This window comes from Streptomyces sp. Tu6071 (assembly GCF_000213055.1).
GTDB lineage: Bacteria > Actinomycetota > Actinomycetes > Streptomycetales > Streptomycetaceae > Streptomyces > Streptomyces evansiae.
Genome location: NZ_CM001165.1, coordinates 6278512 through 6304713 on the forward strand (window position 1 = coordinate 6278512; position 26202 = coordinate 6304713).

The 26202-nt window shown below is 74.1% G+C and carries 21 protein-coding genes and 2 pseudogenes; 8 read left to right on the top strand and 15 right to left on the bottom strand.

The window, feature by feature from the left end; genetic code table 11:
• The first annotated feature begins 5 nt into the window (after positions 1–5).
• Complete coding sequence (locus tag STTU_RS26555) at positions 6–1766, top strand: ABC transporter transmembrane domain-containing protein (RefSeq protein ID WP_007828593.1); 1761 nt, start codon at positions 6–8, stop codon at positions 1764–1766.
• Positions 1763–3670: an ABC transporter ATP-binding protein gene (locus tag STTU_RS26560; protein ID WP_086021160.1), complete on the top strand. Its 1908-nt coding sequence runs from the start codon at positions 1763–1765 to the stop codon at positions 3668–3670. The genes STTU_RS26555 and STTU_RS26560 overlap by 4 nt, the downstream gene beginning before the upstream one ends.
• Before the next feature lie 12 nt (positions 3671–3682).
• On the opposite strand, the gene STTU_RS26565 is transcribed toward STTU_RS26560, so the two are convergent.
• The 4 genes from STTU_RS26565 to STTU_RS26580 are packed head-to-tail and all read right to left on the bottom strand — an operon-like array spanning position 3683 to position 9242.
• Positions 3683–6082: a beta-glucosidase gene (locus tag STTU_RS26565; protein ID WP_007828598.1), complete on the bottom strand. Its 2400-nt coding sequence runs from the start codon at positions 6080–6082 to the stop codon at positions 3683–3685.
• Positions 6083–6090: 8 nt separating this feature from the next.
• Complete coding sequence (locus STTU_RS26570) at positions 6091–6996, bottom strand: carbohydrate ABC transporter permease (protein ID WP_078519050.1); 906 nt, start codon at positions 6994–6996, stop codon at positions 6091–6093.
• Positions 6993–7895 (bottom strand): carbohydrate ABC transporter permease, encoded by a 903-nt coding sequence (locus STTU_RS26575; RefSeq protein WP_007828601.1) that lies wholly within the window; start codon positions 7893–7895, stop codon positions 6993–6995. The genes STTU_RS26570 and STTU_RS26575 overlap by 4 nt, the downstream gene beginning before the upstream one ends.
• A gap of 15 nt (positions 7896–7910) precedes the next feature.
• The gene (locus STTU_RS26580) at positions 7911–9242 is read right to left on the bottom strand and encodes an ABC transporter substrate-binding protein (RefSeq protein WP_052862426.1); all 1332 of its coding nucleotides are present in this window, start codon (positions 9240–9242) and stop codon (positions 7911–7913) included.
• Positions 9243–9392: 150 nt separating this feature from the next.
• Here STTU_RS26580 and STTU_RS26585 point away from each other — a divergent pair.
• Together STTU_RS26585 and STTU_RS35700 are read left to right on the top strand one after the other, a co-directional pair.
• Positions 9393–10442 (top strand): annotated as a pseudogene (locus STTU_RS26585) (LacI family DNA-binding transcriptional regulator); the annotation flags it as partial.
• A gap of 291 nt (positions 10443–10733) precedes the next feature.
• Positions 10734–11132, top strand: a pseudogene (locus tag STTU_RS35700) (DUF6278 family protein); the annotation flags it as partial.
• 51 nt (positions 11133–11183) lie between these two features.
• Here the strand turns inward: STTU_RS35700 and STTU_RS26590 are convergent.
• Entirely contained in the window at positions 11184–11978 is a 795-nt protein-coding gene (locus tag STTU_RS26590; protein WP_007828604.1) for an SDR family NAD(P)-dependent oxidoreductase, read from the bottom strand.
• Between the two features lie 124 nt (positions 11979–12102).
• Here STTU_RS26590 and STTU_RS26595 point away from each other — a divergent pair, with 124 nt between their 5' ends.
• Positions 12103–12312, top strand: a complete 210-nt coding sequence (locus STTU_RS26595; protein WP_009064082.1) for a CsbD family protein — start codon at positions 12103–12105, stop codon at positions 12310–12312.
• Positions 12313–12428: 116 nt separating this feature from the next.
• On the opposite strand, the gene STTU_RS26600 is transcribed toward STTU_RS26595, so the two are convergent.
• Positions 12429–13667 (bottom strand): TerD family protein, encoded by a 1239-nt coding sequence (locus tag STTU_RS26600; RefSeq protein WP_043256438.1) that lies wholly within the window; start codon positions 13665–13667, stop codon positions 12429–12431.
• Between the two features lie 197 nt (positions 13668–13864).
• Here STTU_RS26600 and STTU_RS26605 point away from each other — a divergent pair, with 197 nt between their 5' ends.
• Entirely contained in the window at positions 13865–15061 is a 1197-nt protein-coding gene (locus STTU_RS26605; protein ID WP_007828607.1) for a low temperature requirement protein A, read from the top strand.
• Between the two features lie 70 nt (positions 15062–15131).
• Here the strand turns inward: STTU_RS26605 and STTU_RS26610 are convergent, their stop codons facing one another.
• The 8 genes from STTU_RS26610 to STTU_RS26645 form a co-directional block, all read right to left on the bottom strand.
• The gene (locus tag STTU_RS26610; protein ID WP_009064071.1) at positions 15132–16130 is read right to left on the bottom strand and encodes a zinc-dependent alcohol dehydrogenase family protein; all 999 of its coding nucleotides are present in this window, start codon (positions 16128–16130) and stop codon (positions 15132–15134) included.
• Entirely contained in the window at positions 16127–17017 is an 891-nt protein-coding gene (locus STTU_RS26615) for a carbohydrate ABC transporter permease (RefSeq protein ID WP_010264815.1), read from the bottom strand. Before STTU_RS26615 ends, STTU_RS26610 begins: the two co-directional genes overlap by 4 nt.
• Positions 17014–17964: a carbohydrate ABC transporter permease gene (locus tag STTU_RS26620; protein ID WP_043256439.1), complete on the bottom strand. Its 951-nt coding sequence runs from the start codon at positions 17962–17964 to the stop codon at positions 17014–17016. Before STTU_RS26620 ends, STTU_RS26615 begins: the two co-directional genes overlap by 4 nt.
• A complete protein-coding gene (locus STTU_RS26625) occupies positions 17961–19346 on the bottom strand; it encodes an ABC transporter substrate-binding protein (protein ID WP_007828613.1) in 1386 nt (461 codons plus the stop codon). The genes STTU_RS26620 and STTU_RS26625 overlap by 4 nt, the downstream gene beginning before the upstream one ends.
• Before the next feature lie 68 nt (positions 19347–19414).
• Positions 19415–20326, bottom strand: a complete 912-nt coding sequence (locus tag STTU_RS26630) for a DeoR/GlpR family DNA-binding transcription regulator (RefSeq protein WP_234019322.1) — start codon at positions 20324–20326, stop codon at positions 19415–19417.
• 520 nt (positions 20327–20846) lie between these two features.
• Complete coding sequence (locus tag STTU_RS26635; protein WP_007828618.1) at positions 20847–21224, bottom strand: hypothetical protein; 378 nt, start codon at positions 21222–21224, stop codon at positions 20847–20849.
• A gap of 33 nt (positions 21225–21257) precedes the next feature.
• Positions 21258–22721 (bottom strand): peptidoglycan D,D-transpeptidase FtsI family protein, encoded by a 1464-nt coding sequence (locus tag STTU_RS26640; RefSeq protein ID WP_043256441.1) that lies wholly within the window; start codon positions 22719–22721, stop codon positions 21258–21260.
• A gap of 182 nt (positions 22722–22903) precedes the next feature.
• Complete coding sequence (locus STTU_RS26645; RefSeq protein WP_007828621.1) at positions 22904–24364, bottom strand: MFS transporter; 1461 nt, start codon at positions 24362–24364, stop codon at positions 22904–22906.
• A 50-nt stretch (positions 24365–24414) separates the two neighbouring features.
• Between STTU_RS26645 and STTU_RS26650 the strand changes: the two genes are divergently transcribed.
• Positions 24415–25452 carry a GlxA family transcriptional regulator gene (locus tag STTU_RS26650; protein WP_007828624.1) on the top strand — a complete coding sequence of 346 codons (1038 nt, stop codon included), beginning with the start codon at positions 24415–24417 and terminating at the stop codon, positions 25450–25452.
• Between the two features lie 135 nt (positions 25453–25587).
• On the opposite strand, the gene STTU_RS34765 is transcribed toward STTU_RS26650, so the two are convergent.
• Positions 25588–25806 carry a hypothetical protein gene (locus STTU_RS34765; RefSeq protein ID WP_129288379.1) on the bottom strand — a complete coding sequence of 73 codons (219 nt, stop codon included), beginning with the start codon at positions 25804–25806 and terminating at the stop codon, positions 25588–25590.
• A gap of 107 nt (positions 25807–25913) precedes the next feature.
• Here STTU_RS34765 and STTU_RS26655 point away from each other — a divergent pair, with 107 nt between their 5' ends.
• On the top strand, positions 25914–26141 hold the full coding sequence (locus STTU_RS26655) for a hypothetical protein (protein WP_007828628.1): 228 nt from the start codon (positions 25914–25916) through the stop codon (positions 26139–26141).
• The last annotated feature ends 61 nt before the right edge of the window (positions 26142–26202 follow it).

The following is a 26202-nucleotide window of genomic DNA, read 5'->3' on the forward strand; positions in this document are numbered from 1 at the left end:
GCGCCATGAGCGGACGGGGTGGGACGCGGGGGTTCCGGGGGATCGTCGATCCCGGGGCGCCCCCGGAACGGGCCGATACGCGGGGGCCGCTGCGGTACATCTGGTGGCTCGTGCGGCGGCAGCGGGGGCGGGTGCTCACGGGGGCGTTCTACGGGAGCGCCTGGAGCGTCGCGCTCACGCTGCCCCCGTACCTCCTCGCGCGGGCCGTCGACGACGGGCTCGCGGCCGGGGACACGCGCGCCCTGCTGGCGTGGACGGGCGCGCTGCTCGGGATCGGCGCGGTCACCGCGTGGCTCAGCATCATGCGGCACCGCACGATGACGCGGGTCCGCATGGACGCCGCCTTCCGCACCGTGCGCGTCCTCGTCGAGCACCTCGGGCGCCTCGGCGCGACGCTCTCCGGGCGCGCCTCCTCGGGCGAGGTCCTGACCGCCGGTTTCACCGACGCGGCCCGGATCGCCGATGTCCTCACCATCACGGGGCCCGGCGTCGGCTCGGTCCTCGCGTACGGCGTCGTCGCGGTGCTCCTGCTGCGGATCTCGCCGCTGCTCGCCGTCGTCGTGCTGCTCGGGGTGCCGCTCCTCGCGCTCCTCGTGGGGCCGCCGCTCGCGCGCCTGCGCGGCGCGGAGACCGCGTACCGCGAACGGCAGGGCACGCTCGCCGCGCGCCTCGTCGACCTCGCCGAGGGGCTGCGCGTGCTGCGCGCCTTCGGTGGCGGCGCGGGCTTCGAGGCCCGCTACCGGACCGGTTCGCGCGAACTGCTCGACCGGGGGTTGCGGGTCGGCGCGGTCACGAGCTGGGTCGAGGCGCTGACCGCCGGGCTGCCCGCCGTCTTCCTCGCCGTCGTCACATGGCTCGCCGCCCGCCTCGCCGTGCGCGGCGAGATCACGACGGGGGAACTCGCCGCCGTCTACGGCTACGTCGCCGTCCTCGTCGTCCCCGTCGCCTTCTTCATCGAGGGCGCGCACTCCCTCACGCACGGCGTCGTCGCCGGTCGCCGCGTCCTCACGCTCCTGCGCCTGGCCCCGGCCCACGCCGACCCCGCGCACGGGCTCCCCGCACCCTCGGCGCCGGCCCCGCTCCACGACCCGGAGACCGGGGTCACGCTCGCGCCCGGCCGTTTCACGGCGCTCGTGAGCGCGCGCCCCGCCGAGACGGCCGCGCTCGTCGAGCGCTGCGCCGGACTCGCGCCCTCGGCCGTCACGTGGGACGGCGTCCCGCTCGGCGCGTACGCGCCCGCCGAGGTGCGCGCCCACGTCCTGCCCGCCGACCACGACGCGGCGCTCTTCGCGGGCCCGCTCCGGGAAGTCCTCGCGGGCGGCGGCGAACCGGCGCCCGAGGCGCTGCGCGCCGCCGTCCGCACCGCCGCCGCCGAGGACATCGTGCGTCTCCTGCCCGGCGGTCTCGACGCGCCCGTTCGGGCCAGGGGCACGGGGCTCTCCGGCGGGCAGCGCCAGCGCGTCCTGCTCGCCCGCGCGCTCCTCGCCGCGCCCGAGGTTTTGCTCGCGACCGAACCGGCCTCCGCGCTCGACGCGCACACCGAGGCCCTGCTCGCCGGGCGCCTGCACACCCACCGCGCGGGCCGCACGACCGTTCTCGCGACGACCTCCCCCTCGCTCCTCGGGCGCGCCGACGTCGTGCACTGGCTCGTGGACAACAGGCTCGCGGAGAGCGGCACGCACCGGGACCTCATGGCGCGGTGCCCCGCGTACCGGGCCGTGGTGGCGCGCGAGGACACGGAGACGGAGGAGGTGGCGGCCGGATGACGAGGCCCCGCCCCGAGCGGACCCCCGCGAAGCCCGCCCGCGGGACGGCGGGGAAGGCGTCGGCGAAGACGGCCGGAACGGCTTCCGTGCGGACGGCCGGCACGGCTTCCGCGACGACCACGGGCACGGCTTCCGCGAAGACCGCCGGGAAGGCGCCCGCGAAGGCCCCCGGCGGTGCCCCCGCGCTGCCCGTCGCCTCCGGTCGTGACGTCCTGCGCGCCGCGCTCGCGCTCGTCCGCGCCGACCGGCGCGGCTTCCTCGCCGCCGTGCTGCTCAACGTGTGCGCCGTCGGGGCCGGGCTCGTCGCGCCCTGGCTGCTCGGCGAGATCGTCGAGCGGGTGCGGGACGGGAGCGGCGTGCCGACCGTGGACCGGCTCGCCGCCGGGATACTCGCCGCTTCCCTCGCGCAGATCCTCCTCACCCGCTGGGCCCGCCTGCACGCCCACCGCTTCGGCGAGCGCGCGCAGGCCCGCGTACGGGAGCGCTTCGCGGCGCGCCTGCTCGCGCTGCCGCCCGCCGTCGCCGAGCGCGCGGGCACGGGCGACCTCGTCGTGCGGGGCACGACGGACATCGGCACGGTCGGCACGACGCTGCGCGACGCGGGGCCCGAGGTCTTCGTCGCCGCGCTCCAGGTGCCGCTGATCCTCGGCGCCGCCGTGCTCGTGAGCCCGCTCCTCGGCGCCTGCGGCGTCCTCGGCCTCGCCGTCACGTGGGCGGCGGCGCGCTGGTACATGCGCCGCGCGCCCGCCGCGTACCTCGCCGAGGGCGAGGCGAACGCCGCGCTCGCCGAGGAGGTCACGGCCTCGGCGGCCGGGGCCCGTACGACGGAGGTGTACGGCCTCGCCGCGCGCCGCCTGGCCCGCGTCCTCGACCGGGTCGCCGCCGCGCACCGCGCCCGCGAGGGCACCCTCGCGCTGCGCAGCGTGCTCTTCCCCGCCGTCGACTTCGGCGCCTTCCTGCCGGTCGCCGCGGCCCTCCTGCTCGGCGGGCTGCTGCACGCGCACGGCCTCGCGAGCCTCGGCGCGGTCCTCGCCTGCGCGCTCTACCTGCGCAAGCTCTCCGAGCCCGTCGACATCCTGTTGCAGTGGCTGGAGTTCCTGCAACGCGGCACCGCCTCCTTCGCGCGCGTCGAGGGCGTGGGCCTGGTGACCGGCGACGCGCCGGTCCCCGCGCCGCGCGCGCCCACCGGTGACGGCACCCTGCGCCTGGCCGGGGTGCGGCACTCGTACGACGGCGACCGCGACGCCGTGCGCGACGTCGATCTGACCGTGCGGCCCGGCGAACGCCTCGTCGTGGTCGGCCCCTCGGGCGCGGGCAAGACGACGCTCGGGCGCCTCGTGAGCGGCGCGGAGACCCCGAGCGGGGGAGCGGTGACGCTCGACGGGGTGCCCGTGCACACGCTGCCCCCGGGCCGCGTCGTCCTCGTCACGCAGGAGCACCACGTCTTCCTCGGCACGCTCCGCGAGAACCTCGCCCTCGCCGCGCCCGACGCGGGCGACGCGGACCTGGAGCGCGCGCTCGCCACGGTGGGCGCGGACTGGGCGCGGGAACTGCCCGCCGGGCTCGACACGGTGCTCGGCCCCGGCGGGCTGTCCCCGGACGGTGCGGCGGTCCAGCAACTGAGCCTCGCCCGCACCCTGTTGCTCGACCCGGGTGTCCTCGTCCTCGACGAGGCCACGTCGCTCATCGACCCCCGTACCGCCCGCCGCACCGAACGCGCGCTCGCGGCCGTCCTCGCGGGCCGTACGGTCATCACGGTCGCGCACCGCCTCCACACCACCCGCGACGCCGACCGCGTCGCGGTCATGGAGGACGGCGCGCTCACCGAACTGGGCACGCACGAGGAGCTGGTGGGGGCGGGGGGCACCTACGCGGGACTGTGGCGGGCCTGGCACGGGGCCTGAGCCCGCGTGCCCTCAGCCCACCGTGAGGCGCGCCCCCCACGCCCGCTCGTACCCCACCTCCCGCACGGGCCCCGTCAGCCGGACCCCGTACCGCAGGCGGTGGTCCGCGCTCGACGCGGAGAGGCGGAACTCCAGGGCGCCCGGCTCGACGACGCGGCGGCCCGCGAGGCCGGTGAAGGAGGCCGTGTCGGCGGGGATCTCGACGTGCACGCGCGCCGAGGCGCCCGGGGCGAGCGGGACGCGCACCGCGCCGATCAGGCGCTGTTCGGGCTGCACGACGGAGGCGACCGGGTCGTGGAGGTAGACCTGCACGACCTCCGTGCCCGCTCGTCCGCCCGTGTTCGTGACCGTGAGGGCGAGGCGGACCGTGCCGTCCGTGGGCACCTCGTCGGGGGTCGCGGGGGTCAGGTCCGTCCAGGCGAAGGACGTGTACGCGAGGCCGTGGCCGAAGGGGTAGACGGGACTCGGGTCGAGCGCCGAGACGTCGCTCGGGCCCGCGAGCGGGGCGCGCAGGTAGGTGCCGGGCTGGCCGTCCGGGGTGCGCGGCACGCTCACGGGGAGCCGCCCCGAGGGCGCCGCGCGCCCGCTGAGCAGCGCCGCGATCGCCCGCGTGCCCTCCTGCCCGGGGAAGAACGCCTGCACGAGGGCCCCCGCCTCGTCCGCCGCGCGTCCGAGCGCGTAGGGGCGGCCCGCGAGCAGCACGCCGACCACCGGGGTGCCCGTGTCGAGCAGCGCGTCCAGCAACTCCTGCTGCACGCCCGGGAGCGCGAGCGAAGGGGCGTCGCAGCCCTCGCCGCTCGTGCCGCGCCCGAAGAGCCCGGCGCGGTCCCCGAGCGCGGCGATCACGACCTCGGCCCCGCGCGCCGCGTCGAGCGCCGCGCCGAAACCCTCCGCCCCGCCCGTGTCGATCCCGCACCCGGCCACGGCGACGACGTCGCTGTCCGCGAACTCCGTCGCCACCGCCTCGTACAGCGTGGGCAGTTCGATGCCCGGGGCGAGGTCCGGGTGCGCGCCGCCGACGTGCACGGGGAAGGCGTAGCAGCCGAGCACCGCGAGCGGCGCCCCGGCCTGCGGCCCGATGACGGCGATGCGGCGCGGCGCGGCGAGCGGCAGGACGGGGCTCCCGTCCGGGGCCGCGTTGCGCAGCAGGACGAGGGACTCGGCGGCGAGCCGCGCGGACAGCTCCCCGTGCTCCGGCGGATCGAGGTCCACCGTGCCCCGTACGGCCTCGGGACTCAGCTCGCCACGCCCGCTCAGCGCGGGCGGTACGGGGTCGAAGTCCGCGTCGAGCAGCCCGAGTTCGGCCTTCTGCCGGAGCACCCTGCGCACCGCCCGGTCGACCGTCGCCTCGTCCACGAGCCCGGCGTCGAGCGCGGCGAGGAGCGGGGCCCCGTAGGCGTCCACGGTGGGGAGTTCGACGTCGACGCCCGCCCGGAGCGCGAGCGCGGCGGCCTCGGCCCGGTCGGCCGCGACGTGGTGGAGCGACTGGAGGAAGGCGACACCGAAGTAGTCGGCGACGACCGTGCCCTCGAAGCCCCACGTCTCGCGCAGCACACCGGTGAGGAGCGCCTGGTCGGCGGCGCTCGGCACGCCGTCCGTGTCGGTGTACGCGTGCATGACGGAGCGGGCGCCGCCCTCGCGCAGCGCCGCCTCGAAGGGCGGCAGCACGATGTCGGCGCGCTCGCGCGGGCCCATCGACACGGGGGCGAGGTTGCGCCCCGCGCGCGAGGCCGAGTAGCCCGCGAAGTGCTTGAGCGTCGCGACGATCCCGGCCGACTCCAGTCCCCGCACGTACGCGGCGCCGACCCGCCCCACGAGGTACGGGTCCTCGCCGATCGTCTCCTCGACCCGCCCCCACCGCAGGTCCCGCACGACGTCGAGCACGGGCGCGAGCCCCTGGTGCACCCCGACCGCGCGCAGCGAGGCGCCGATCGCGGCGCCGACCCGCTCGACGAGGTCCGGATCGAACGAGGCCCCCCACGCGAGCGGCACGGGGAAGGTCGTGGCACGCCAGGCGGCGAAGCCCGCGAGGCACTCCTCGTGCGCGAGTGCCGGGATACCGAAGCGGTTGCCCGCGATGACGCGCGCCTGGGTACGCAGGAGCGAGAGCGCGCCGAGCCCGGGATCGACCGGGGCGGTGCCGAAGGGGCGGGTGAGCTGGCCGAGTCCGTGCGGGAGGAGGTCGTCGAGCGCGGGCGGGGCCTGCATGTCGTGCTGGTGCGGGGCGACCTCCCCGCCCTCGGGCGAGGCACCGGCCCACAGCCCGTAGAGCTGCGCGGTCTTCTCCTCGCGGGTCATCGCGGCGAGCAGGGACTCGACCCGGGCGGCGCGCTCGGGAGAGAGCCGGGGGCGCGGGGCGGTACGGGGACCCGTCCCGGCCGGGGGCGCGGGGGCGGCGGTCTCGGGGGTCACGCGGGTGGTCACTTTCCTCCCATGCCCATCAGCCCCTGGATGAGGGCCCGGCGGGCGAACAGGTACACGAGCAGGACGGGCAGGGTGGAGAGGACGACGGCGGCGAGCAGCCCGGGAATGTTCACGCCGTACTGGGTCTGGAAGTTGTAGAGGCCGAGCGTGACGACCTTCGTGTCCTCGGACTGGGTGAGGACGAGCGGGAAGAGGAAGCCGTTCCACGCCTGGAGCGCCGAGAACACGACGACGGTGGAGAGCCCGCTGCGCGAGAGCGGCAGGACGAGCCGCCGGAAGACGAGCCACGTGCTCGCGCCGTCGAGCGTCATCGCCTCGTACAGCTCGCCCGGGATCTCGCGCATCGTGCCGGTGAGGACGAGCGCGCAGATCGGCAGGCAGAACGCGGCGGTCGGCAGGATCACCCCGATGAGGTGGTCGTACAGACCGGCTTTCGAGATGACGTAGAACATCGGGATGACGACGGCCTGCGCGGGCACCGCGAGTCCGAGGAGGAAGAGGCGGAAGACGCGCAGCGTCCCGGGGCGCGCGCCGCGCACGACGGCGAAGGCGAGCGGCGGCACGAGCAGCAGCACGAGGGCGACGACGCAGACGGTGACGACGGCGGTGTTGAGGAAGTAGCGGCCGAAGCCGTTGTCGAAGACGTCGAGGTAGTTGTCGAGGGTGAGGTGGCGGGGGAGGCCGAGCGGGCCGCTCCGCTGGTAGTCGGGGCGCGACTGGAGCGTCGCCGCGAGCAGGACGTACAGCGGCAGGCCGACGAGGACGAGCCAGAGCAGCGAGCCGAGACCGGCGAGGACGTTGGGGCGCTCGCCGGGGCGGCGGGTGCGGGTGCGGGCCCGGGGGGTGCGCGCGGGGCGCGGGGTCCGCGGCGCGGGGGCCTGCCGGGAGGTGGTCAGGCTCATATCCCCTCCTGCGTGCCGGTCATTTTGTCGTAGCCCGAGAGGCGGACCACGACGAGCGAGATGAGGGTCGCGACGAGGACGAGGAGCAGGGCGACCGCCGAGCCCGTCCCGTAGTCGAAGCTCTTGAACGCCTTGTCGTACATGTAGTAGGCGGTGATCGTCGTGTCCGTGCCGGGGCCGCCCTGCGTCAGGATGAGCACGGTGTCGAAGGTCGTGAGACCGCCGACGATCATGAGGATCACCGAGGTGATGACCGAGTTGCGCAGTTGCGGCAGCGTCACGTGGAAGAACTGCCGCCAGCGGCCGGCGCCGTCGATCGCCGCCGCCTGGTAGAGGACTTCGGGGATCGCGCGGGCCGCGCCCTGGTAGATGAGCGTGTGCAACGGCGTGAACTGCCAGGCGGCGACGAAGACGAGCACGCCGATCGCCGTGGACTGCTTGCCGAAGAGGTTCCCGTCGCCGAAGAGCCACCCCAGCTCGGACGGGATGCCGAAGTTCGGGTCGAGCAGCGCGCGCCACAGCACCGAGACGGCCGTCGCCGAGAGCAGCAGCGGCACGAAGAAGAGCGCGGACAGCACGGCCCGGTTGCGCTGCCTGCCCGCCGCCCACACGCCGAGCGCGATGCTCAGCGGGGTCTGCACGACGACGCCGAGCAGCGTGAGCAGGACGGAGAGCCAGACGCTGTGCAGGAGCACGGGGTCGGCGAAGAGCGTGCGCCAGTTGCCGAGCCCGTTGAAGTGCGGGGTGTCGAGCCCGCTCCAGTCGGTGAAGGCCAGGACGGCCACGAGCAGGAGCGGGACGAGCGCGAAGAGCGTGAAGAAGACGACGGCGGGGAGGGTCCAGGCGACGCCGGGTCGGGCGGCCGGCCTGCGGGGCCGGGGCACGGTCGAGGAGGTCACGGTTCCTGCCGCCGTTCAGGAGGTGGTGAGGGCCTGCATGGCCTTGACGAAGCCGTCCGCGTCGAGCTGCCCGTTGGTGAACTGCTGGACGGCGCGGTGGATCGGGGTGCTGTTCTGCGGCGCGTACGCCTGGTCCCAGGAGAGCTGGAAGGAGGGGGCCTTGCCGACGAGGTCGAGCTGGTACTTCGCGTAGGCGGGGTCGTCGGTCGTGCCGAGGAACTTCTCGGTGTTCGTCGTCGTCGGCAGGTTGCCGATCGCGAGCTGCTGCTTCACGAAGCTGTCGGAGTACATGAGCTTCAGGAACGCGGCGATGGCGTCCGGGTGTCCGGCCTTCTTCGTGACCGAGTAGAAGTTGTTCGTGTTCCCGACGATGGCCGCCGGGTCGCCCTTGCCGCCCGGGACGCCCGGGAAGTCGCTCCAGCCGATGTCCTTGAGCGCGCCCGGGTTCGCGTCCTTCACGGTCGAGTACTCCCAGGAGCCCATCAGCTCGAAGGCGGCCCTGCCGCTCGCGAGGAGCTGCGCCGTACCGCCGTCGGTCTGCTTCACCGAGTCGTAGTTGCTCCCGAAGGCGCCCGCGTCGACCAGCTCGCGCAGCAGCGACAGGGCCTTCCGGCTCTCGGGGCTGTCCCACGCGCTCTTGTCCCCCGAGAGGGCCTTCTCGAAGAGCCCGGGGCCCGCGACGCGGTCGTAGAGGTACTCGAACCACATGAGCGTCGGCCACTGGTCGCCGCCGCCGAGCGCGAACGGCGTGACCTTCTTCGCCTTGAGCGCCTTCACGGCGCCGAGCAGGTCGTCCCAGTTCCGCGGCGGCTTCACGCCCGCGTCGTCGAGGACCTTCTTGTTGTGGAAGAGCAGTACCGGCTGCGTGCCGCGCATCGGGATGCCGTAGTGCTTCCCGTCCACCGTCGCGGTGTCGAGGACCGAGGGCAGGAAGTTGTCCTCGAGGCCCTTGTCCTTCGCCATCATGTCGTCGAGCGGGCGGAGCAGGCCCGCCTTCACGAAGGGCTGGATGCTGCCGCCGCCCCAGTTGAAGAAGACGTCGGGTGCCTGCTTGGTGTTGATGATCGTCTGGAGTTTCTGCTGGTAGTCGGCCCCGGGGATGGTGTCGAGCACCGCCTTGACCTTCGACGTCCTGTTGAACTCGGCGACGATCCTCTTCTCGACCTTGTTGCCCGCGTCGCCGTAGACGAGCACGTGGAACTCCTGCTTCCCGCCCGAGGCGCCGCTGTCCCCGCCACAGGCGGTCAGGCCCATGCCGAGCGCGAGCACCGCGATCCCGGCGACCGCGCGGGGGAATCTCATCGGCTTGACCGGCTTCGCCGCGTGCGCCTGCTGCATCGCCTTCATCGACAGCCCTTTCGAAAGTGTCGGCATCTTTGCCGAAAGTTCTCTGCGGCAGGACGGTAGAAGGGCGGGGGTGAGCGGTCAATGGAGGGGTACGAGCGCGACCAAACCGTTATGCGCGGGCGGGATGCGGCGTGTTCTATCCTTCGTCCCATGCGAGCTGAGAGCCCCGAGGGCACAGAGACCGCGCGCGCCGAGGAGCGCGGGGCGGGCCGGATCACGCTGGCCCAGGTGGGAGCGCAAGCGGGCGTCTCGCTTTCGACAGTTTCGAAAGTCCTCAACGGCCGTCCCGATGTGGCGGCGCCGACCCGGCGCAAGGTCGAGGAACTCCTGGAGGAGCACGGCTACCGTCGCCCCGCGCCGACCCCGCCCGAGGCGCCGCTCCTGGAGATCGTCTTCCACGAACTCGACAGCACGTGGTCGATGGAGCTGATCCGGGGGGTGCAGAACGTCGCCAACGCGCACGGCATGAGCGTCGTGCTCACCGAGACGGGCACGCGCCACTCGCCGGGCGCCGACTGGGTCGAGGGGGTGCTGCGCCGCCGCCCGCTCGGCGTCGTCCTCGTCTTCTCGACGCTGCCCGCCGACCTCAAGAAGAGGCTGTGGTCGCGGGCGATCCCCTTCGTCATCGTCGACCCGGCCGGGGACCCCGAGCCCGACGTCCCCTCGGTCGGCTCGGCCAACTGGGCCGGGGGGCTCGCCGCGACGCGCCACCTCATCGAACTCGGCCACCGCAGGACCGCCGTCATCACCGGGCCCGAGGACATGCTCTGCGCCCTCGCCCGCCTCGACGGCTTCCGCTCGGCGCACAACATGGCCCGCATCTCGCCCGACCCGGAACTCGTCCGCTTCGGCGACTTCCACGTCTCCTCGGGCCACCAGCACGCACTCGACCTGCTCGACCGCCCCGACCGCCCCACCGCGATCTTCGCCGGCTCCGACCTCCAGGCCCTCGGCGTCCTCGAAGCGGCCCGCGTCCTCGGCCTGCGCGTCCCGCACGACCTCTCCGTCGTCGGCTACGACAACATCCCCCTCGCCCAGTGGTCGAGCCCCGCGCTCACGACGGTCGACCAGCCCCTCGAACAGATGGCGGAGGAGGCGGCCCGCATGCTCCTGCGCCTGCGGCGCGAGGAGGAGGGCGAGACGCGGATCGAACTGGGGACGCGGTTGGTGGTGCGGGGGGAGTACGGGGGCGCCGGGGGTGTAGAGGGGGCGCTGCTGCGGGGCGGGACGGCGCCCCGGCTCGGGAGGGCCGGGGCGGGTGGCGCTCGGGGCCGGGGCTCGGCGCGGGGCCGCGCTTCCGCGAGGCTCCGGCCTCGTAGCGAGGGCGACGCCTCGCGACCGTCGCTCTGTCCCGTCTACGCGTCCCCAGGCGGGCGGGGTCGCGGCGTTCTCCGGCGGTGTCGGTGCTCACGCCTACGCTTCCCCCTGATCCGCCGGCAGCTGAGAGGGAGCACCATGGAATTCCGCCTCACGTACGCGCCCGAGCCCGTCAACGCCCCGCTCTTCGCCGCCGACATCGTGCGGGCGGCGGCGGAGATCGACGGTGTGGAGCTGGACGGAACGCCGGGCAGCCTCGACCGTGTGGACGCCGTACTGGAGCGGCTGCGCGCGGAAGGGGTCACGACCGAATCCGTCGCCGCGACGCTCTTCGGCTTCGGCTGCTACACCGGTGAGGTCCTGGTCCGGCACGGTGGCGGTGCCTGGCGGGCGGTGACGGAGGAGGAGCGCGCGGTCTTCGGCTGGCCGCTGGTCGTCGCGCTGCCGGGAGGCGGCGTGTGCAACCCGATAGGCAAGGCGTTCAAGCGGCTGGAGAACGGGCCGGAGGACAGCCTCCGCTACTTCTACCAGGTGTTCACGGGTGCCGAGCCGGGGTCCACCGCCTCGGCGTGAGCCCCGCGCGCCCGCCTGGGCGGCGGGCGCCGGCGGCTGCCGGACGCGGGTTCACGTGCGCAGGTACGAGGCTCCGTTCAGGTCCATGACCGTGCCGGAGGCCCACGTGGCGGCGGGAGAGGCGAGCCAGAGGACCGCCTCGGCGATCTCCTCGGGCTCAGCGACCCGGCCGAAGGGGCTCTGGGCGCGGATCGCCTCGCCCTCCGCGCCGCTCAGCCGGTGCGCGACGCGTTCCGTCGCGAAGAAGCCCGGGGCGACCGAGGCGACCGCGATGCCGTGCGGGGCGAGCGAGAGCGCGAGCGACTGGCCGAGCGCGTGCACGGCCGCCTTCGTCGCCCCGTACGCGGGGTGCGCGGGCTCGCCCCGGAAGGCGCCGCGCGAGCCGATGTTCACGATCCGGCCGCCGCGCCCGCCCGCGACCATGTGCCGGGCCGCTTGGTGGCTCACGTGCGCGGTGCCGAGCAGGTTGACGGAGACGTGCGCCTGCCAGGCGGCGACCCACTCCTCGTAGGGGGTCTCCAGGGGCGGGTGCGGGGTGTTGACGGCGGCGTTGTTGACGAGCACGTCGAGCCCGCCGAGCCGCTCCGCCGCCTCGGCCACGACCTCCGCCGCGCCCTCGGGCGTCGCGAGGTCGCCGGGCACCACGACGTGCCCCTCGCCCGGCAGCCCGGCGGCCGTCGCCCGCGCCTCGCTCGCGTGCGTGCGGCAGTGCAGCGCGACCGTGTCGCCCTGCCGCGCGAAGACGCGCGCGAGGACCGCGCCGAGACCGCTGCCCGCGCCGGTCACGAGGACGCGGCGGCCGGAGGCGGGGAAGGGGAGGGTGCTGGTGCCCGGTTGTTCGCTCATCGCCCGACCGTATCGAGCGCCGTTCGCGTGCTCCGCGACGGCTCGAACGGACAAAAGGCGCGTACGGGATTAATCTGAACGTTCATGTCGGCGACAGCCGTCTCTGCGGAAGGAACGAAGAGCGATGAGCGACGAAAGCGCCATGGACAAGCTGAAGGGCAAGGCCAAGGAGGCCGTCGGCAAGCTCACCGGCGACCGGCGCAAGGAGACGGAGGGGAAGACCGACCAGGCCAAGGGCGGGGCCAAGGACACGATGGACCAGGTCAAGGGCCGGGCCCAGGGCGTCAGGGACTCGCTGAAGGGCGACGGGCGGAGCGGGGACGACAAGGGCTGAACCCCGCGCCCCACGGGCTCACCCGGCCGCCTGCCGGGCCGGCGCTCGGCAGGGCTTGAGCCGACCGTGTGCGCTCGCTTCCGTACGGAGCACCCGTACGGAAGCGAGCGCGCCGCTCACAGCGCCTTCGCGGCCGGCTTCACCATCTCGCGGACCGTACGGGCCTTCGCGAACTCGCCGATCGCCGTCATGTCCCACTCGCCGGAGAACTGGCGGACGAGCTTCGCCATCATGACGCCCGTGCGCGCCTCGGCGTTGGTGAGGTCGAAGCGGACGAGTTCCTCGTTCGTCGCCGCGTCGACGAGCCGGCAGTACGCCTTGGCGACCTCCGTGAACTTCTGCCCGGTGAACGAGTTCACCGTGAAGACCAGGCCCGTGACCTCCTGCGGGATGCGGCCGAGGTCCACGACGATCACCTCGTCGTCGCCCGCGCCCTCGCCCGTCAGGTTGTCCCCGGAGTGCTTGACGGCGCCGCCGAGGATCGACAGCTTGCCGAAGTAGCAGGCGTCGACCAGGTCGCGCTGGGGGCCGTAGGCGATGACCGAGGCGTCCAGGTCGATGTCCTTGCCCCGGTAGGCGGGCTCCCAGCCGAGGCCCATCTTGACCTTGGCGAGCAGCGGGGCGCCGCCCTTGACGAGCGAGACGGTCTGGTTCTTCTGGAGGCTCACCCGGCCCTTGTCCAGGTTGATCTTCCCGGCACCGGGGGCGGGCGGGGCCGGGGGAGCGGGCGGGGCGGCGGGGGCCGAGGGCGCCGGGGCCGCCACGGGGGCGGAGGGTGCGCTCGGCGCCGAGGGGGCGCGCGACGCGGCGGGCGCGCTCGGCGGGGCGGGGGCCTGGGGTGCCGCCGGGGCCGCCTGCGGCTCCTCCTCCACGCTCACGCCGAAGTCCGTCGCGATCCCGGCCAGCCCGTTCGCGTAGCCCTGGCCCACGGCGCGGGCCTTCCACACGCCGTTCCTGCGGTACACCTCGACGACGACGAGGGCCGTCTCGGCACCGAGCCGGGGCGGCGTGAAGGTCGCGAGGACCGCGCCGCTGTCCGCGTCCCGCACGGTCGCGGTCGGTTCGATGCCCTGGAAGGTCTGGCCCGCCGCGTCGGGGCTCGCGGTGACGACGATCTTCTCGATCGCGGCCGGGACGGCACCCGTGTCCACGGTGACCGCGTCGGGCGCCGTGCCTCCGCCGGAGGTGTACGTCACGCCGGGGCCCGAGGGCTGGTTGTAGAAGATGAAGTCGTCGTCCGAGCGCACTTTGCCGTCGGCGGTGAGGAGCAGGCCCGAGACGTCGAGCCGCACCGGGGCGCTCACGTCGACCGCCACACGGGCGGCGCTGAGGGGGATGTTCGAGCCAGGGGTCATTGCGGTCATGCTCCCCCCAACGAACGACCCCACTTTGCCGTTCCCTTACCCGCGAATTTCTCACCGGACGGCCCAGCGGACCCGCGCCCCCGGTCCGGCCGATGACCCGGAGGCGCCGCGACGGCCGTGCGGCGACCGCGGTCTACGCTGCTGGACCGGCCGCCGCACGGCCCGTCCCCTCCCACCGGAAGGCAGCAATGTCGCCCCGTCACGTCGTCCCCGGCTTCTCCTGGCACCGCCCCATGGGCCCCAGGGAGCCCGCCGAGGAGCACCGCACAGCGACCGTTCTGGAACTCTTCTTCGACCTGTGCTTCGTCACCGCCGTCGCGCAGGCCGCCGCCGCGCTCGAACACGAGGTCACGGCCGGGCACACCGGGCACGGCGTGCTCGGCTACGCGCTCGTCTTCTTCGCGATCTGGTGGGCGTGGATGGGCTTCACCTGGTTCGCCTCCGCGTACGACACCGACGACGTGCCCTACCGCCTCCTGACGCTCGTGCAGATCGCCGGGGCGCTCGCGGTCGCCGCCGGGGCGCGCGACGCGCTCGAACACCTCGACTTCACCGTCATCACCTGGGGCTACGTCGTGATGCGGCTCGCCGGGGTCGCGCAGTGGCTGCGGGCCGCCGCCGGGGACCCCGAGCGGCGCACGACGTGCCTGCGGTACGCGGCGGGCATCCTCGTGGTGCAACTCGGCTGGCTGGGACGGCTCGCGCTGCCCGACGACGCCGGACTGTGGTCCTTCCTCGTCCTGGTCGCCGCCGAACTCGCCGTCCCCGCCTGGGCCGAGCGGCACGCGGCGACGACCTGGCACCCGCACCACATCGCCGAACGCTACGGCCTCTTCACCCTCATCGTGCTCGGCGAGTCGATCACCGCCGCCGTCGCGACGCTGCGCGGCCTCCTCGACGAGCACGCCCTCGGCGACCTGCTCCCGGTCGGTGTCGGCGGCCTGCTCACCGTCTTCTCGCTGTGGTGGCTCTACTTCCTGCGCACCGAGCCGAAGCGCCTCGGCAGTCTCGCCGCCGCGCTGCGCTGGGGCTACGGGCACTACGCGGTCTTCGCTTCGGCAGCCGCGGTCGGCGCCGGTTTCGCGCTCGCCGCCGAGCACGCCGGGCACGGGGAGCACTCCGAGGCCCCGGACCTCACGACGGCGGCCGTCTTCACCGTCCCGGTCGCCGTCTACGTCCTCGTCGTCCGGCTGTTGCAGCGCGACCCGGAGCCGCCGGGGCTGCTCGACGGGCTGTGGGGCGCGGGCGTCCTCGCGGTGCTCGCGGTCACCTTCGCCCCCTCGCCCGTCCTCGCGACCGGGCTCGTGCTCGCGGCGCTCGTCGTGGCGGTCGTCGCGGTGACGCACCGCCGGGCGCGCGCGGCGGCGGTACGGGGAGGGGCCTGAGTCCCGGGCCGCTGCTCCCCGTACCCCGGGCCCCTTCTCGTACCCGCGCCGCTCCCCGTGCCCGGGGTCCTCAGCCCGCCGTCGGCTCCACCACGATCTTCCGGCCGACGCCCGAGGCGAACCGCTCCAGCGCCTGCGGGTAGGCGCTCAGCGGGAGCCGGTCGCTGATGAAGACCTCCGGGTCCAGGATGCCCGTCGCGAAGAGTTCCGCCGCGCGCTCGTAGCTGTGCAGGACCGCCATCGAGCCCGTGATGGTGATCTCCTGGTTGTAGATCCGGTACGGCTCGATCGTCGCCGTCGTCGCGTAGTCGGCGACCCCGAACTGGAGGAACGTGCCCGCCTTGGCGACGCGGCCCAGGCCGTCCTGGATCGCCGCCGCGTTGCCCGTCGCGTCGATCACCAGCTCCCAGCCGCCGGGCCGCTCCAGGGCGTCGGGCGTGGTCGCCGTCGCGGAGCAGCCGAGGTGCGCGGCGGTCTTGAGGCGCTCCTCGTTGAGGTCGACGACGTCCACCGAGACGGCACCGGTCCGCTTGGCGAGTTCCAGCATCATGAGGCCCATCGTCCCCGAGCCGTAGATCAGGACGTGCGCGCCGAGCTGGGACTTGAGGACGTCGTAGCCGCGCACCGCGCAGGACAGCGGCTCGATGAGCGCGGCGTCCCGCGTGCGGACGTGGTCGGGCAGCTTGACGCAGTTGGCGACGGGCGCGACGGCGTACTCGGCGGCGCCGCCCGTCGTCGTGACGCCGATCGCGGCCCACCGCTCGCACAGGTTGTTGTGCCCCGTGCGGCAGTAGCGGCACTCGTAGCAGTACAGGGAGGGGTCCACGGCGACCCGGTCGCCCGTGCGCAGCTCCGTGACCTCGGAGCCGAGCGCCACGACCGTGCCCGCGAACTCGTGGCCCGGCACGACCGGCAGCGTCGGCGCGAACTCGCCCTGGAGGATGTGCAGATCCGTTCCGCACAGGCCGCACGCCGCGACCTCCACGACGACCTGGCGCGGCCCCGGGGTGGGGTCGGGGACCTCCGTGACGACGGCGTTCCCGACGGACTCGATGACGGCTGCCTTCACTTGACGGCTCCCAGCGACAGGCCCTGGACGAGTTTGTCCTGGGCGGCGAACCCCGCGGCGAGCACCGGCAGGGAGATGACGAGCGACGCGGCGCACACCTTCGCCAGGAACAGGCCCTGGCTCGTGATGAAGCCGGTCAGGAAGACGGGCGCGGTCTCGGCGACGACACCGGAGAGCACCCGTGCGAAGAGGAGTTCGTTCCAGCTGAAGATGAAGCAGATGAGCGACGTCGCCGCGATCCCGGGGAGCGCGATCGGGGCGACGACGCGGGCGAGGATCGTCGGCAGGCGCGCCCCGTCGAGCTGCGCGGCCTCGATGAGCGCCGTCGGGACCTCGGCGAGGAAGGACTGCATCATCCACACCGCGATCGGCAGGTTCATCGACGTGTAGAGGATGACGAGCAGCCAGATGTTGTCGAGGAAGCCCGTGTTCTTCGCGAAGAGGTAGATGGGGAGCAGCCCGGCGACGACGGGGAGCATCTTCGTGGACAGGAAGAAGAACAGCACGTCCGTCCACTTGCGCACGGGCCGCAGCGACAGCGCGTACGCGGCGGGCAGCGCGAGGACGAGGACGAGCAGCGTCGAGGCGAGCGAGGCGACCGCCGAGTTGAGCAGGGCGGGCCAGGGGCTCGCGCCGCCGCCGCTGCCGAAGAAGTCGCGGTAGGCGTCGAGGGTGAGCGAGGCGCCGAGCGCGGGCGGGTTCTTCGCCGCGTCGGGCTCGGAGTGGAAGGAGGTCAGGACCATCCACGCGATCGGCAGGAAGGCGAGGATGCCGAGGACCCAGGCGAGCAGTCCGAGCGCGGTGCCGCGGCGGCGGGGGCCGCGCGGGGCGCGTGCGGGCGCGGCGGCGGGGCGCGTACGGGGCAGGTCAGCGGTGGCGGTGCTCATGACCGGCCCACCTCCTCACGGAAGAGCGACGAGACGACCCGCAGGACGAAGGTCGCGAGGATGAGCGAACCGATGACGACGAGGACCCCGGCCGCCGAGGCGAGCCCGTTCTCGTGCGCCTGGTAGAAGGTCTGGTAGACGGTGTACGGCAGGTTCGCCGTGCCGAGGCCGCCGGAGGTGAGCGTGAACACGGCGTCGAAGTTCTGCACGATGTAGATCGAGCCGAGCAGCGCGCCGAGTTCCAGGTAGCGGCGCAGGTGCGGCAGCGTCAGGTGCCGGAAGATCTGCCAGGCCCCCGCGCCGTCCATGCGCGCGGCCTCGATGAGTTCGGGCGAACGGCTCTGGAGCCCCGCGAGCAGGATGAGCATCATGAACGGCGTCCACTGCCACACGAGGCTCGCCTCGACGGCGATGAGGGGCGTGTTGGACACCCAGTCCGGCTGTGGGGCGCTGTCGCCGCCGACCCAGTGCAGCAGGCCGTTGAAGAGCCCGTACTCCGGGTTGAACAGCACGTGCTTCCACAGCAGCGCGGCGGCGACGGGGACGAGCAGGAACGGTGCGATCAGGAGCGTGCGGACGAGTCCACGCCCCGGGAACTTCCGGTCGAGCAGCAGCGCGAGGCACAGCCCGAGCACGAGGCTCACGAGGACGACGGAGACGGTCAGGACGATCGTCGTGAGGACGGACTTGCGCAGGTCGGGATCGCTCAGGACATCGCCGTAGTTGCTGAACCACGTGAAGCTGCGGGCGTCCGGGTAGAGCGCGTTCCAGTCGAAGAGCGAGATCACGAGCGTCGCGACGAACGGGAGCTGCGTCACGACGATCATGAAGATCAGGGCCGGCAGGAGCGGGGCGCGCGTCGCCCACGCGCGCAGGCGGGAGCGCGCGGCGGCCGCTCCGCTCCGGTCCGGGGCGGTGGCGGGGGGTGTCGCGGTGGCGGTCGTCATCGTCCCTCGTACTCCTTCGACACCTCGGCGGCGAGTTTCTGCGACGCGTCGAGCGCGGCGTCCACGGACTTGCGGCCCGCTATCGCCGAGCTGAGTTCCTGCGAGACCTTCGTGCCGAGGTCCGTGAACTCGGGGATGCCGACGAACTGGATGCCGGGCGCGGGACGCGGCTGGACGCCCGGGTCGCGGGGCTTGGCCGCCGCGATCGCGTCGCGCGTGACGTCCGCGAACGCGCCGGCCTCCTTCCGGTACGCGGGCAGGTCGTACGTGGAGGCGCGCTTGCCCGCCGGGACGTTCGCCCAGCCGTACGTCTTGCCGACGAGCGACTCGTACTCCTTGCCGGTCGCCCACTCCATGAACTTCCAGCCCTTGTCGGCGTTCCTGGACGCCTTCTGGAGGCCGAAGGCCCACGTGTAGAGCCAGCCCGACGACTTCGTGTTCACGACCGGCGCGGGCGCGTAGCCGATCTTGCCCTTGACCGGGGACTTCGCCGCTTCGAGCGAGCCCGCGCCCGAGGTCGCGTCGTACCACATGGCCGTCTTGCCCTGCGTCAGGTTGTTGAGGCACTCGGCAAAACCGGACTGCGCCGCGCCCGACTCGCCGTGCTCGCGCACGAGGTCGACGTAGAACTTCGCCGCCTCGCGGAACTCCTTGTCGCCGAGCCGGGCCGACCAGTCCTTCGCGAACCACGTGCCGCCGAAGGTGTTGACGACCGTCGTCAGCGGCGCGATCAGCTCGCCCCAGCCCGGCAGCCCGCGCAGGCAGATCCCGCGCATCCCCGGCTTCGCGCCGTCGACCTTCGCCGCGATGTCCGCGACCTGCTGCCACGTCGGGTACGCGGGCATCTTCAGGCCCTTCGCCGCGAGAACGTCCTTGCGGTACATGAGCATCGACGACTCGCCGTAGAACGGCTCCCCGTACAGCTTCCCGTCGTCGCCCGTGAGCGAGTCGCGCATCGGCGCGAGGATGTCGTCCTGGTCGAACGAGGGGGACTTGGCGACGTAGTCGTCGAGGTCGTGGAGCCAGCCGTTGCGGGCGTAGATCGGGATCTCGTAGTTGGAGAGCGTCGCGACGTCGTACTGGCCCGCCTGGTTGGCGAAGTCCTGGCTGATCTTGTCGCGCACGTCGTTCTCCGGCAGCACGGTGAAGTTCACCTTGATGCCGGTCTCCTTGGTGAAGTGCGCCTTCGTGAGCTTCTGGAGCTCGACCATCTGCGGGTTGTTGACCATGAGGACGTTGATCGCGTCCCCGCCGGACCCCGCGCCGCCCGCGCCCGCCCAGCAGCCGCTGAGGAGCAGGGTGCTCGTGGCGAGGAGGGCGAGGGCGCGGCGGGGGTGTTTCCCGGGGGTTCCGGGTGGCCTGCGGCGGCTCGGAAGGCGCATGGCGACTCCGTACGTGGGTGGCTGGGGATCGGGGGACTCGGGGACTGGGAAGGGGGTGTGCGGTGGTCTCAGACGCGGAGGACCTGGGGGCCGAGCTGGGCGTAGCGGTGGGCCTCCGCGGCGGGGAGGCGGGCGCTCGTGACGATGGTGTCGAGGTCGGGGATCGCGGCGAAGCGGCAGAACCCGGCGGCCCCGAACTTCGTGTGCACGCCCGCGAAGACGCGCCGCCTGGCGGCCCGTACCGCCTGCCGCTTCACCTCGGCGACGGCCGGGTCCGGCGTGGTGAGGCCGTGCTCGCGCGAGATGCCGTTGGCGCCGATGAACGCGAGGTCGAGCACGAAGCCGGAGAGCATCCTGGTCGCCCAGTGCTCCACCGTCGCGAGTGTCCCCGCCCGCACCCGGCCGCCGAGGAGCAGCACGGTCATGTGCGGGTCGGCGGCGAGCGCTCCCGCCGTCGAGAGCGAGGCCGTGACGACGGTGAGCGGGCGTTCGCGGGGAAGGGCCTCGGCGATGAGCTGAGGGGTGAAGCCCTCGTCGACGAAGACCGTCTCCGCGTCGTGCAGCAGCCCGGCGGCGGCACGGGCGATGGCGCGCTTCTCGGGGACGTGCATCGTGGTGCGGTAGGCGAGCGTCGTCTCGAACCCGGAACTCTCGACGGGGTACGCGCCGCCGTGCGTACGGCGCACGAGACCGTGGTCCTCCAGCGCCTGGAGGTCCCTGCGGACCGTCTCCTTGGCCACTCCCAGGCGCCTCGCCAGCGCGTTCACCTCGACCGAGCCGCCCTCGCGGGCCGCGCGCACGATCTCGCGCTGCCGCTCGGGGGCCCCGAGCCGGTCCGGAGCCGGTGTTCCGGGCCGGGGGGCGTCGGCTCGGGGGGCATCGGGCTGCCGGGTGCCGGCTCGGGGGGTGCCGGGCCGTGCGGTGCCGGGCCGTGGGGTGTCCGGCTGTGGGGTGTCGGCCCCGTGGTGGAGCGCCGTCATCGCCGCCTCGCCTTTCGGTGGGTCACCGGCCCTGACCCGGGCTCGCCGCGCTCGCGCGCCGCCGCCCGTTCGGGCCGTACGCAGAGTTGTAGTGGCCGTGCCGGTGCCCGAACAGGCGCGGCACCGGGGGAATCCTGCCCGCTTGGGCCCGCCCGAGACCTCTCACCGGAAGACGCGATGACGGGCTGAGCTGGCCCTATACCGCCCGCCCGCCCCGAAGCGGGCGGACCTGCCCGCCCGTTCGGGGGCGGACGGGGGCCCGGATCGTGCCCGTACGGGGTGACGGGCGGGGCGGGCGGACGCTGCCGGGAGCGGTGCGGCCGGGGGTGGGCGGGGGCGAGAACGGGCGGGGGGCGATGCCGGGAGGGGGCGAGAACGGGCGGGTGAGGCCGGGCCGACGGCGTGCGGCCCGGTCGGGGGCGGCGGTCGGCGGGAGGCCGGGGACGGGAGCCGCCGTGGGCGTGGTGGGAGGGGCGGCGGATTCGCGATCGGCTCGGCACGGCGGACGCGTTCGGGGTCCTCAGCGGCCCCGCCAGGTCCGGCGTCCGAGGTGGAGGGTGAGGGCCGTCGTGGCGGCCAGGAGGGCCGTCATGAGGTACTGGGCGCGCGGGTCCAGGGCCGTGACCAGGGCCGCCCCCGCTCCCTGGCCGAGGGCCGTGTGGGCGAACATCAGGGTGTTCGCCGTGGCCGTGGCGCGGCCGAGGAGGTGGGCGGGTGCCCGTTTCTGGACCTCCGTGGCCGTGGTGATCAGGGGAAGCGGCAGGCCGAGGCCGCACAGGACGGCGCCGACGAGCGAGGCCGCGGGGTGGGCGAGGGAGTGGAGCGTCGCGCCCGGCCCCCACCGCCTCAGCCCGCCCGAGCCCGTCCCCCGCCGACCTCGGCCGGATCGAGCCCCCACCGCCTCAGCTCACCCCGCCCGTCCCCCGCCCTCTCACGCAGACCCGGCCCCCTTCCCCAGCGCCGCCGTCATCATCGCCTTCGCGACCGGGCCCGCCAGGCCGTTGCCGCTCACCTCCGCGCGCGCCGCGTCCGAGTCCTCGACCATGACGGCGACCGCGACCTGCTTGCCGTCCGCGCCCTTCGCGTAGGAGGTGAACCAGGCGTACGGCGTCGCGCTGTTGTTCTCGCCGTGCTGGGCCGTACCGGTCTTCGCGCCGACCGTGGCGCCGGGTATCGCCGCGTTGGTGCCCGTGCCCTTCGCGACCACCGTCTCCATGGCGGAGCGCAACTGCCGTGCGGTGTCCGCGCTCACGATGCGGGTCGTCCTCGTGTCTCCGTGGGTGCTCAGCACGTCCCCGTCGCCGTTCGTCGTGCGGTCGACGAGGTACGGCGTCGCGAGCTGGCCGCCGTTGGCGAGCGCCGCCGAGACCTCCGCCATCTGGAGCGGCGTCGCGGTGACGTCGAACTGCCCGATCCCCGAGAGCGCCGTCTGCGCCTTGTCCATGCCCTTCGGGTACACGCTCGGGTAGGCCCGTACGGGCACGTCCTGGTCGTCCGTGTTGAAGCCGAACTTCTCGGCCATCGCCCGGACCTTGTCCTGCCCGAGGTCGGCGGCCATCTTCCCGAAGACGGTGTTGCACGAGTACTGGAGCGCGACGCGTATCGAGGCGTTCTCGCAGGGCGCGGAGGCCGACTCGTTGGTGAGGTCCTTGGTGGACAGGGGCAGGTGGTACGGGTCGGGGCTGTCCGTGCGCGCGTCCACGGAGGCGTAGAGACCGTCCTCCAGGGCCGCCGCCGCGACGACGAGCTTGAACGTCGAGCCGGGTGGCAGGGGCTGGCGCAGCGCCCGGTTCACAGTGGGCTTGTCCGGGTCGGCGAGGAGCGCCTTCCACACCGCGCCGTCGTCACTCCCCGTGATCTTCGACGGGTCGTACGAGGGCGTCGAGACCATGCCGAGGATTCTGCCCGTCGCCGGGTCGAGCGCGAGCGCGGCGCCCTTCTTGTTCCCGAGCGCCTCGTACCCGGCCTTCTGCACCGCCGGATCGATCGTCGTGACCACGTCACCCGGCTTCGCGCGGCTGCGCGTGAGCGCGTCCACGGGGCTCTGGAGGCGCGTGTCGGAGCCGTCCAGCAGGTCCTTGTAGACGCCCTCCAGCATCGTCTGCCCGTACACCTGCGAGGTGTAGCCCGTCACGGGCGCGTAGAGCGGCCCGTCCTCGTACGTGCGCGCGTAGCGCAGATCCCCGCTGTCGGTCTCGCGCGAACCGGTCACGGCGCTCCCGCCCACGACGATGTCACCGAGCGGGTCGGCGTAGCGCGCCATGACCGTGCGGTGGTTGTCCTCGTCGGAGGAGAGCGCGGGGGCTTCGTAGAACTGCACCCACGTCGCCCGCGCGAGGAGGGCCAGTACGAGGAGCAGCACGAAGACCGAGGTGTTCCTGATCGTCCTGTTCATCACAGAGAGAGACGAACGACCGTGCGAGCCGGGTTCCTCCCCACTCCGATTCTCAGCCGACTCTCATTCGATCGTGTGTACGAGAGGTGTGGTGTTGACCTGCGCGAGCCCGTGCCGGGACCAAGGCCCCGCCCCGGGACCGGGGCGGGGCGGCCGGGCGGCAGCCGGTCCTTCCGGCGGTCCTACGAACGCCCGGCGGGTGCGGTCGCCGTCCCGCGCGTATCCGTCTTCGGCAGCCGGTACGTCGCCAGCGCGGCGCCCGCGAAGACGACCGCCGTGATCGCCAGGCTCGCCCGCGTCCCGCTCGCGAAGCCGCCCGCCACGAGCGAGCCGAAGACCGCCGTCGCGAGACCCGCCATGTTCTGCCGCGCCGCGTTGAGCACCCCCGCCGCGACCCCCGCACGCGCCGCCGGGACCGCCTCCATCATGAGCGTCGTGAGCGCGGGCACGGTCAGCGCGCACCCGAGGGCGAGCGGCACGAGCGCGAAGGCGAGCGCCACCGAGGACGTCCCCGGACCCGTCGCGAGCAGCAGGAACAGCGAACCGGCCGTCGCGAGCACCTGCCCCGCGAGCATCGGCCGCCGCGCCCCGTACCGCGCCGTGAGCCGCCCCGACACGACGTTCGTCGCGGCGATGAGCGAGGTCATCGGCAGGAAGAGCAGCCCTGTCTCCAGCGCCGAGTTCCCCTGCGCCTGCTGGAAGAACAGGCTGTAGAGGAAGACGAGCCCGAAGAACCCCGTGCTCGCCGCGGACCCCGCGAGCAGCGCCGTCGCGACCGCGCGCCCGCGCAGCAGCGCGAGCGGCACGGCCGGTTCGGCGGCGCGCCGCTCGGCCCGTACGAAACCGAGCGCGCCGAGCACCGCGAGCCCCGCGGCGATCCAGCGCACCGCGCCGTGCTCGATCACCGCGACCGACAGCGCCGTGACGGCGAGCACGGCCGTGAGCTGCCCCGCGAGATCCGGGCGCCGCCCCCGTACGACGGGCTCCGCCGGGCGGTCCGCGCGGGCGAGCAGCGCGAGCGCCGCGAGACCGAGCGGCAGCGTCGCGAAGAAGATCCCGCGCCAGCCCCACGCCGTCGTCAGCGCCCCGCCGAGCACCGGGGCGAGCGCCACGGCGACCGAACCGCCCGTCGCCCACACCGCGAGCGCCCGCACCCGCGCCTCCGGGCGGCTGTAGGCGCGGCGCACCAGCGCGAGCGAGGAGGGCAGGATCACGGCGGCGGCGGCCCCCTGCGCGACCCGCCCCGCGAGCAGCCAGCCGAGCGAGGGCGCGAGGCCGCACAGCGCCGAGGTCACGACGAAGGCCGCGAGCCCCGCCCCGTAGGTACGCGCCGCGCCGAAGCGGTCGGCGAGCAGCCCCGAGGAGAGCATGAGCCCCGCGAAGGCGAGCGTGTACGCGTCCACGACCCACTGCGCCCCCGCGATCCCGCCGCCGAGGTCCGCGCCGAGCGAGGTGAGCGAGACGGTCACGGCCGAGGCGTCGAAGCTCGTGAGCGAGAAGCCGAGCAGCGCGGCGACGAGGGCGACGGCGGGACGCGCGGCGGGACGTGGCGCGGGAGCCGTCGCGGGACCTGTCGCGGGGGCGGGGGAGGGGGCCGATGGCGTTGCGGCGGGAGGGAGTTGGTTCCCCGTGGGTGTGGTCATACGGCCAGCCTGCCGGGACCCCGAGCCGCTACAGTAGTGGCCCGAACGCCATGCATCCGGAGGTTCTGGCCATGTCTCTGTCCGTGCCGCCCCCGCCCTCCGCGCCGCTGCCGCTTCCGCCGCCCGCGCCGTACCGGGCGCCGCACCGCGTCGCCGTCATCGCGCCCTCACCGGTCTCGCTCTTCAACATCGCGCTGCCCGAACTCGTCTTCGGCCGCGTCGAGGTGGGTGGACGCCCGGGGTACGAGGTCACCGTCTGCGCCGTGGAGCCGGGCCCCGTGCCCACGACCGGCGGGCTCGACCTCATCGTGCGGCACGGCCTCGACGTGATCCGCACCGCCGACACGGTCGTCGTCGCGGGGACCGGGCACCGCTTCGAGCCCGAGCCGGAGGCGGTCGCCGCCGTACGCGAGGCGGCGGCGGCCGGGCGGCGCGTCACCTCGATCTGCTCGGGCGCCTTCGTCCTCGCGGAGGCCGGTCTCCTCGACGGGCGCCGCGCCACGACGTACGCGGACCTCGCCCAGGAACTGCGCGCCCGTTACCCCGCCGTCGACCTCGCGGGGGACGTCCTCTTCGTCGACGAGGGCCGCGTCATGACCTCCTCCGGCTACGCGGCGGGCATCGACCTGTGCCTGCACATGGTGCGCACGGACTACGGCGCCGCCGTCGCCAACGACGTCGCGCGTCGCACCCTCGTCGCCCCCGTACGCCCCGGCGGGCAGGCCCAGTTCGTACGGACCCCGCTGCCGCCCGAGCGCGGCAGGCGCTGCGCCGACACGCGCGGCTGGGCGCTCGCCCGCCTCGACCAGCCGCTCGGCCTCGCGGACCTCGCCCGGCACGCGGGCGTGAGCGTGCGCACCCTCACCCGCCGCTTCCAGGCCGAGACCGGGGTGAGCCCGCTCCAGTGGCTCCTGGTCCAGCGCGTCGAGCGCGCGAAGGAACTCCTGGAGACGACGGAGCTGCCCATGGACCGGATCGCCGAGGCGTGCGGGCTCGGCAGCGCCGACTCGCTGCGCAAGCACCTGCTCCAGCGCGCGGGCCTCACACCGAGCGCCTACCGGGCGCAGTTCACACGGCTGAGCGCCTGAGCCCGGCGGGGTCGTCAAGCGCGCGGGGCCTCACGCCGCACACCGGCCCAGACCCCCGCACCGCCCCGCGTCCCCACACCGGCCCAGGCCCCCGCACCGCCCCGAGTCCCCGCACCGCCCCGCCCGCCCGGTGGCTCACGCGTAGTCGTCGAGCGCCCCGCCGTGCTCGTCCACCCACCACGCGACGCGGCAGTCCAGGCACGTGTACCGCCAGCGCGGGACTTCGCCGCCGCGCCCCGGCGAGCCGGTCTTGGTAAGGATGACGTGGGTGTCCGCGCACTTCACACACCGCACCGGGAGCCGGCGCCCGGTACTCCCGGAGCCGTACGCGTCGGACCACCCCTGTCGGCTCATGTCGGCAATTGTGCCAGTGCCCTGACGCCGCCTCGCCCGGCCTCGGCGCGCGGGCCCGGCCGCCCTGTGCTGCCATGGGACCACACCCGCACAGGACAGGAGCAGCGATGGAGCACCACATGCGCGCCGAGTACGCCGAGGGCGACACGCCCGGCGACCCCGAGGCACCCGTGCGCAAGTGGCACATGGTGCGCGGGGCGGAGGAGCCGCGCACGCTGTGCGGCCTCCTGCTCGACCCCGCCGCGGCGACGCAGTCCGCCGACGCCTGGGGCACCCCGTCCGCGCGCCCCTTCTGCAAGACGTGCGGCGCACTGTACCTGCGCGAGGTGCCCTGAGCCCGCGCGCCGGGGAATGAACGGGGGACCGGGCGCGTTCGGGCGTGCGAAGGGGTCCCCC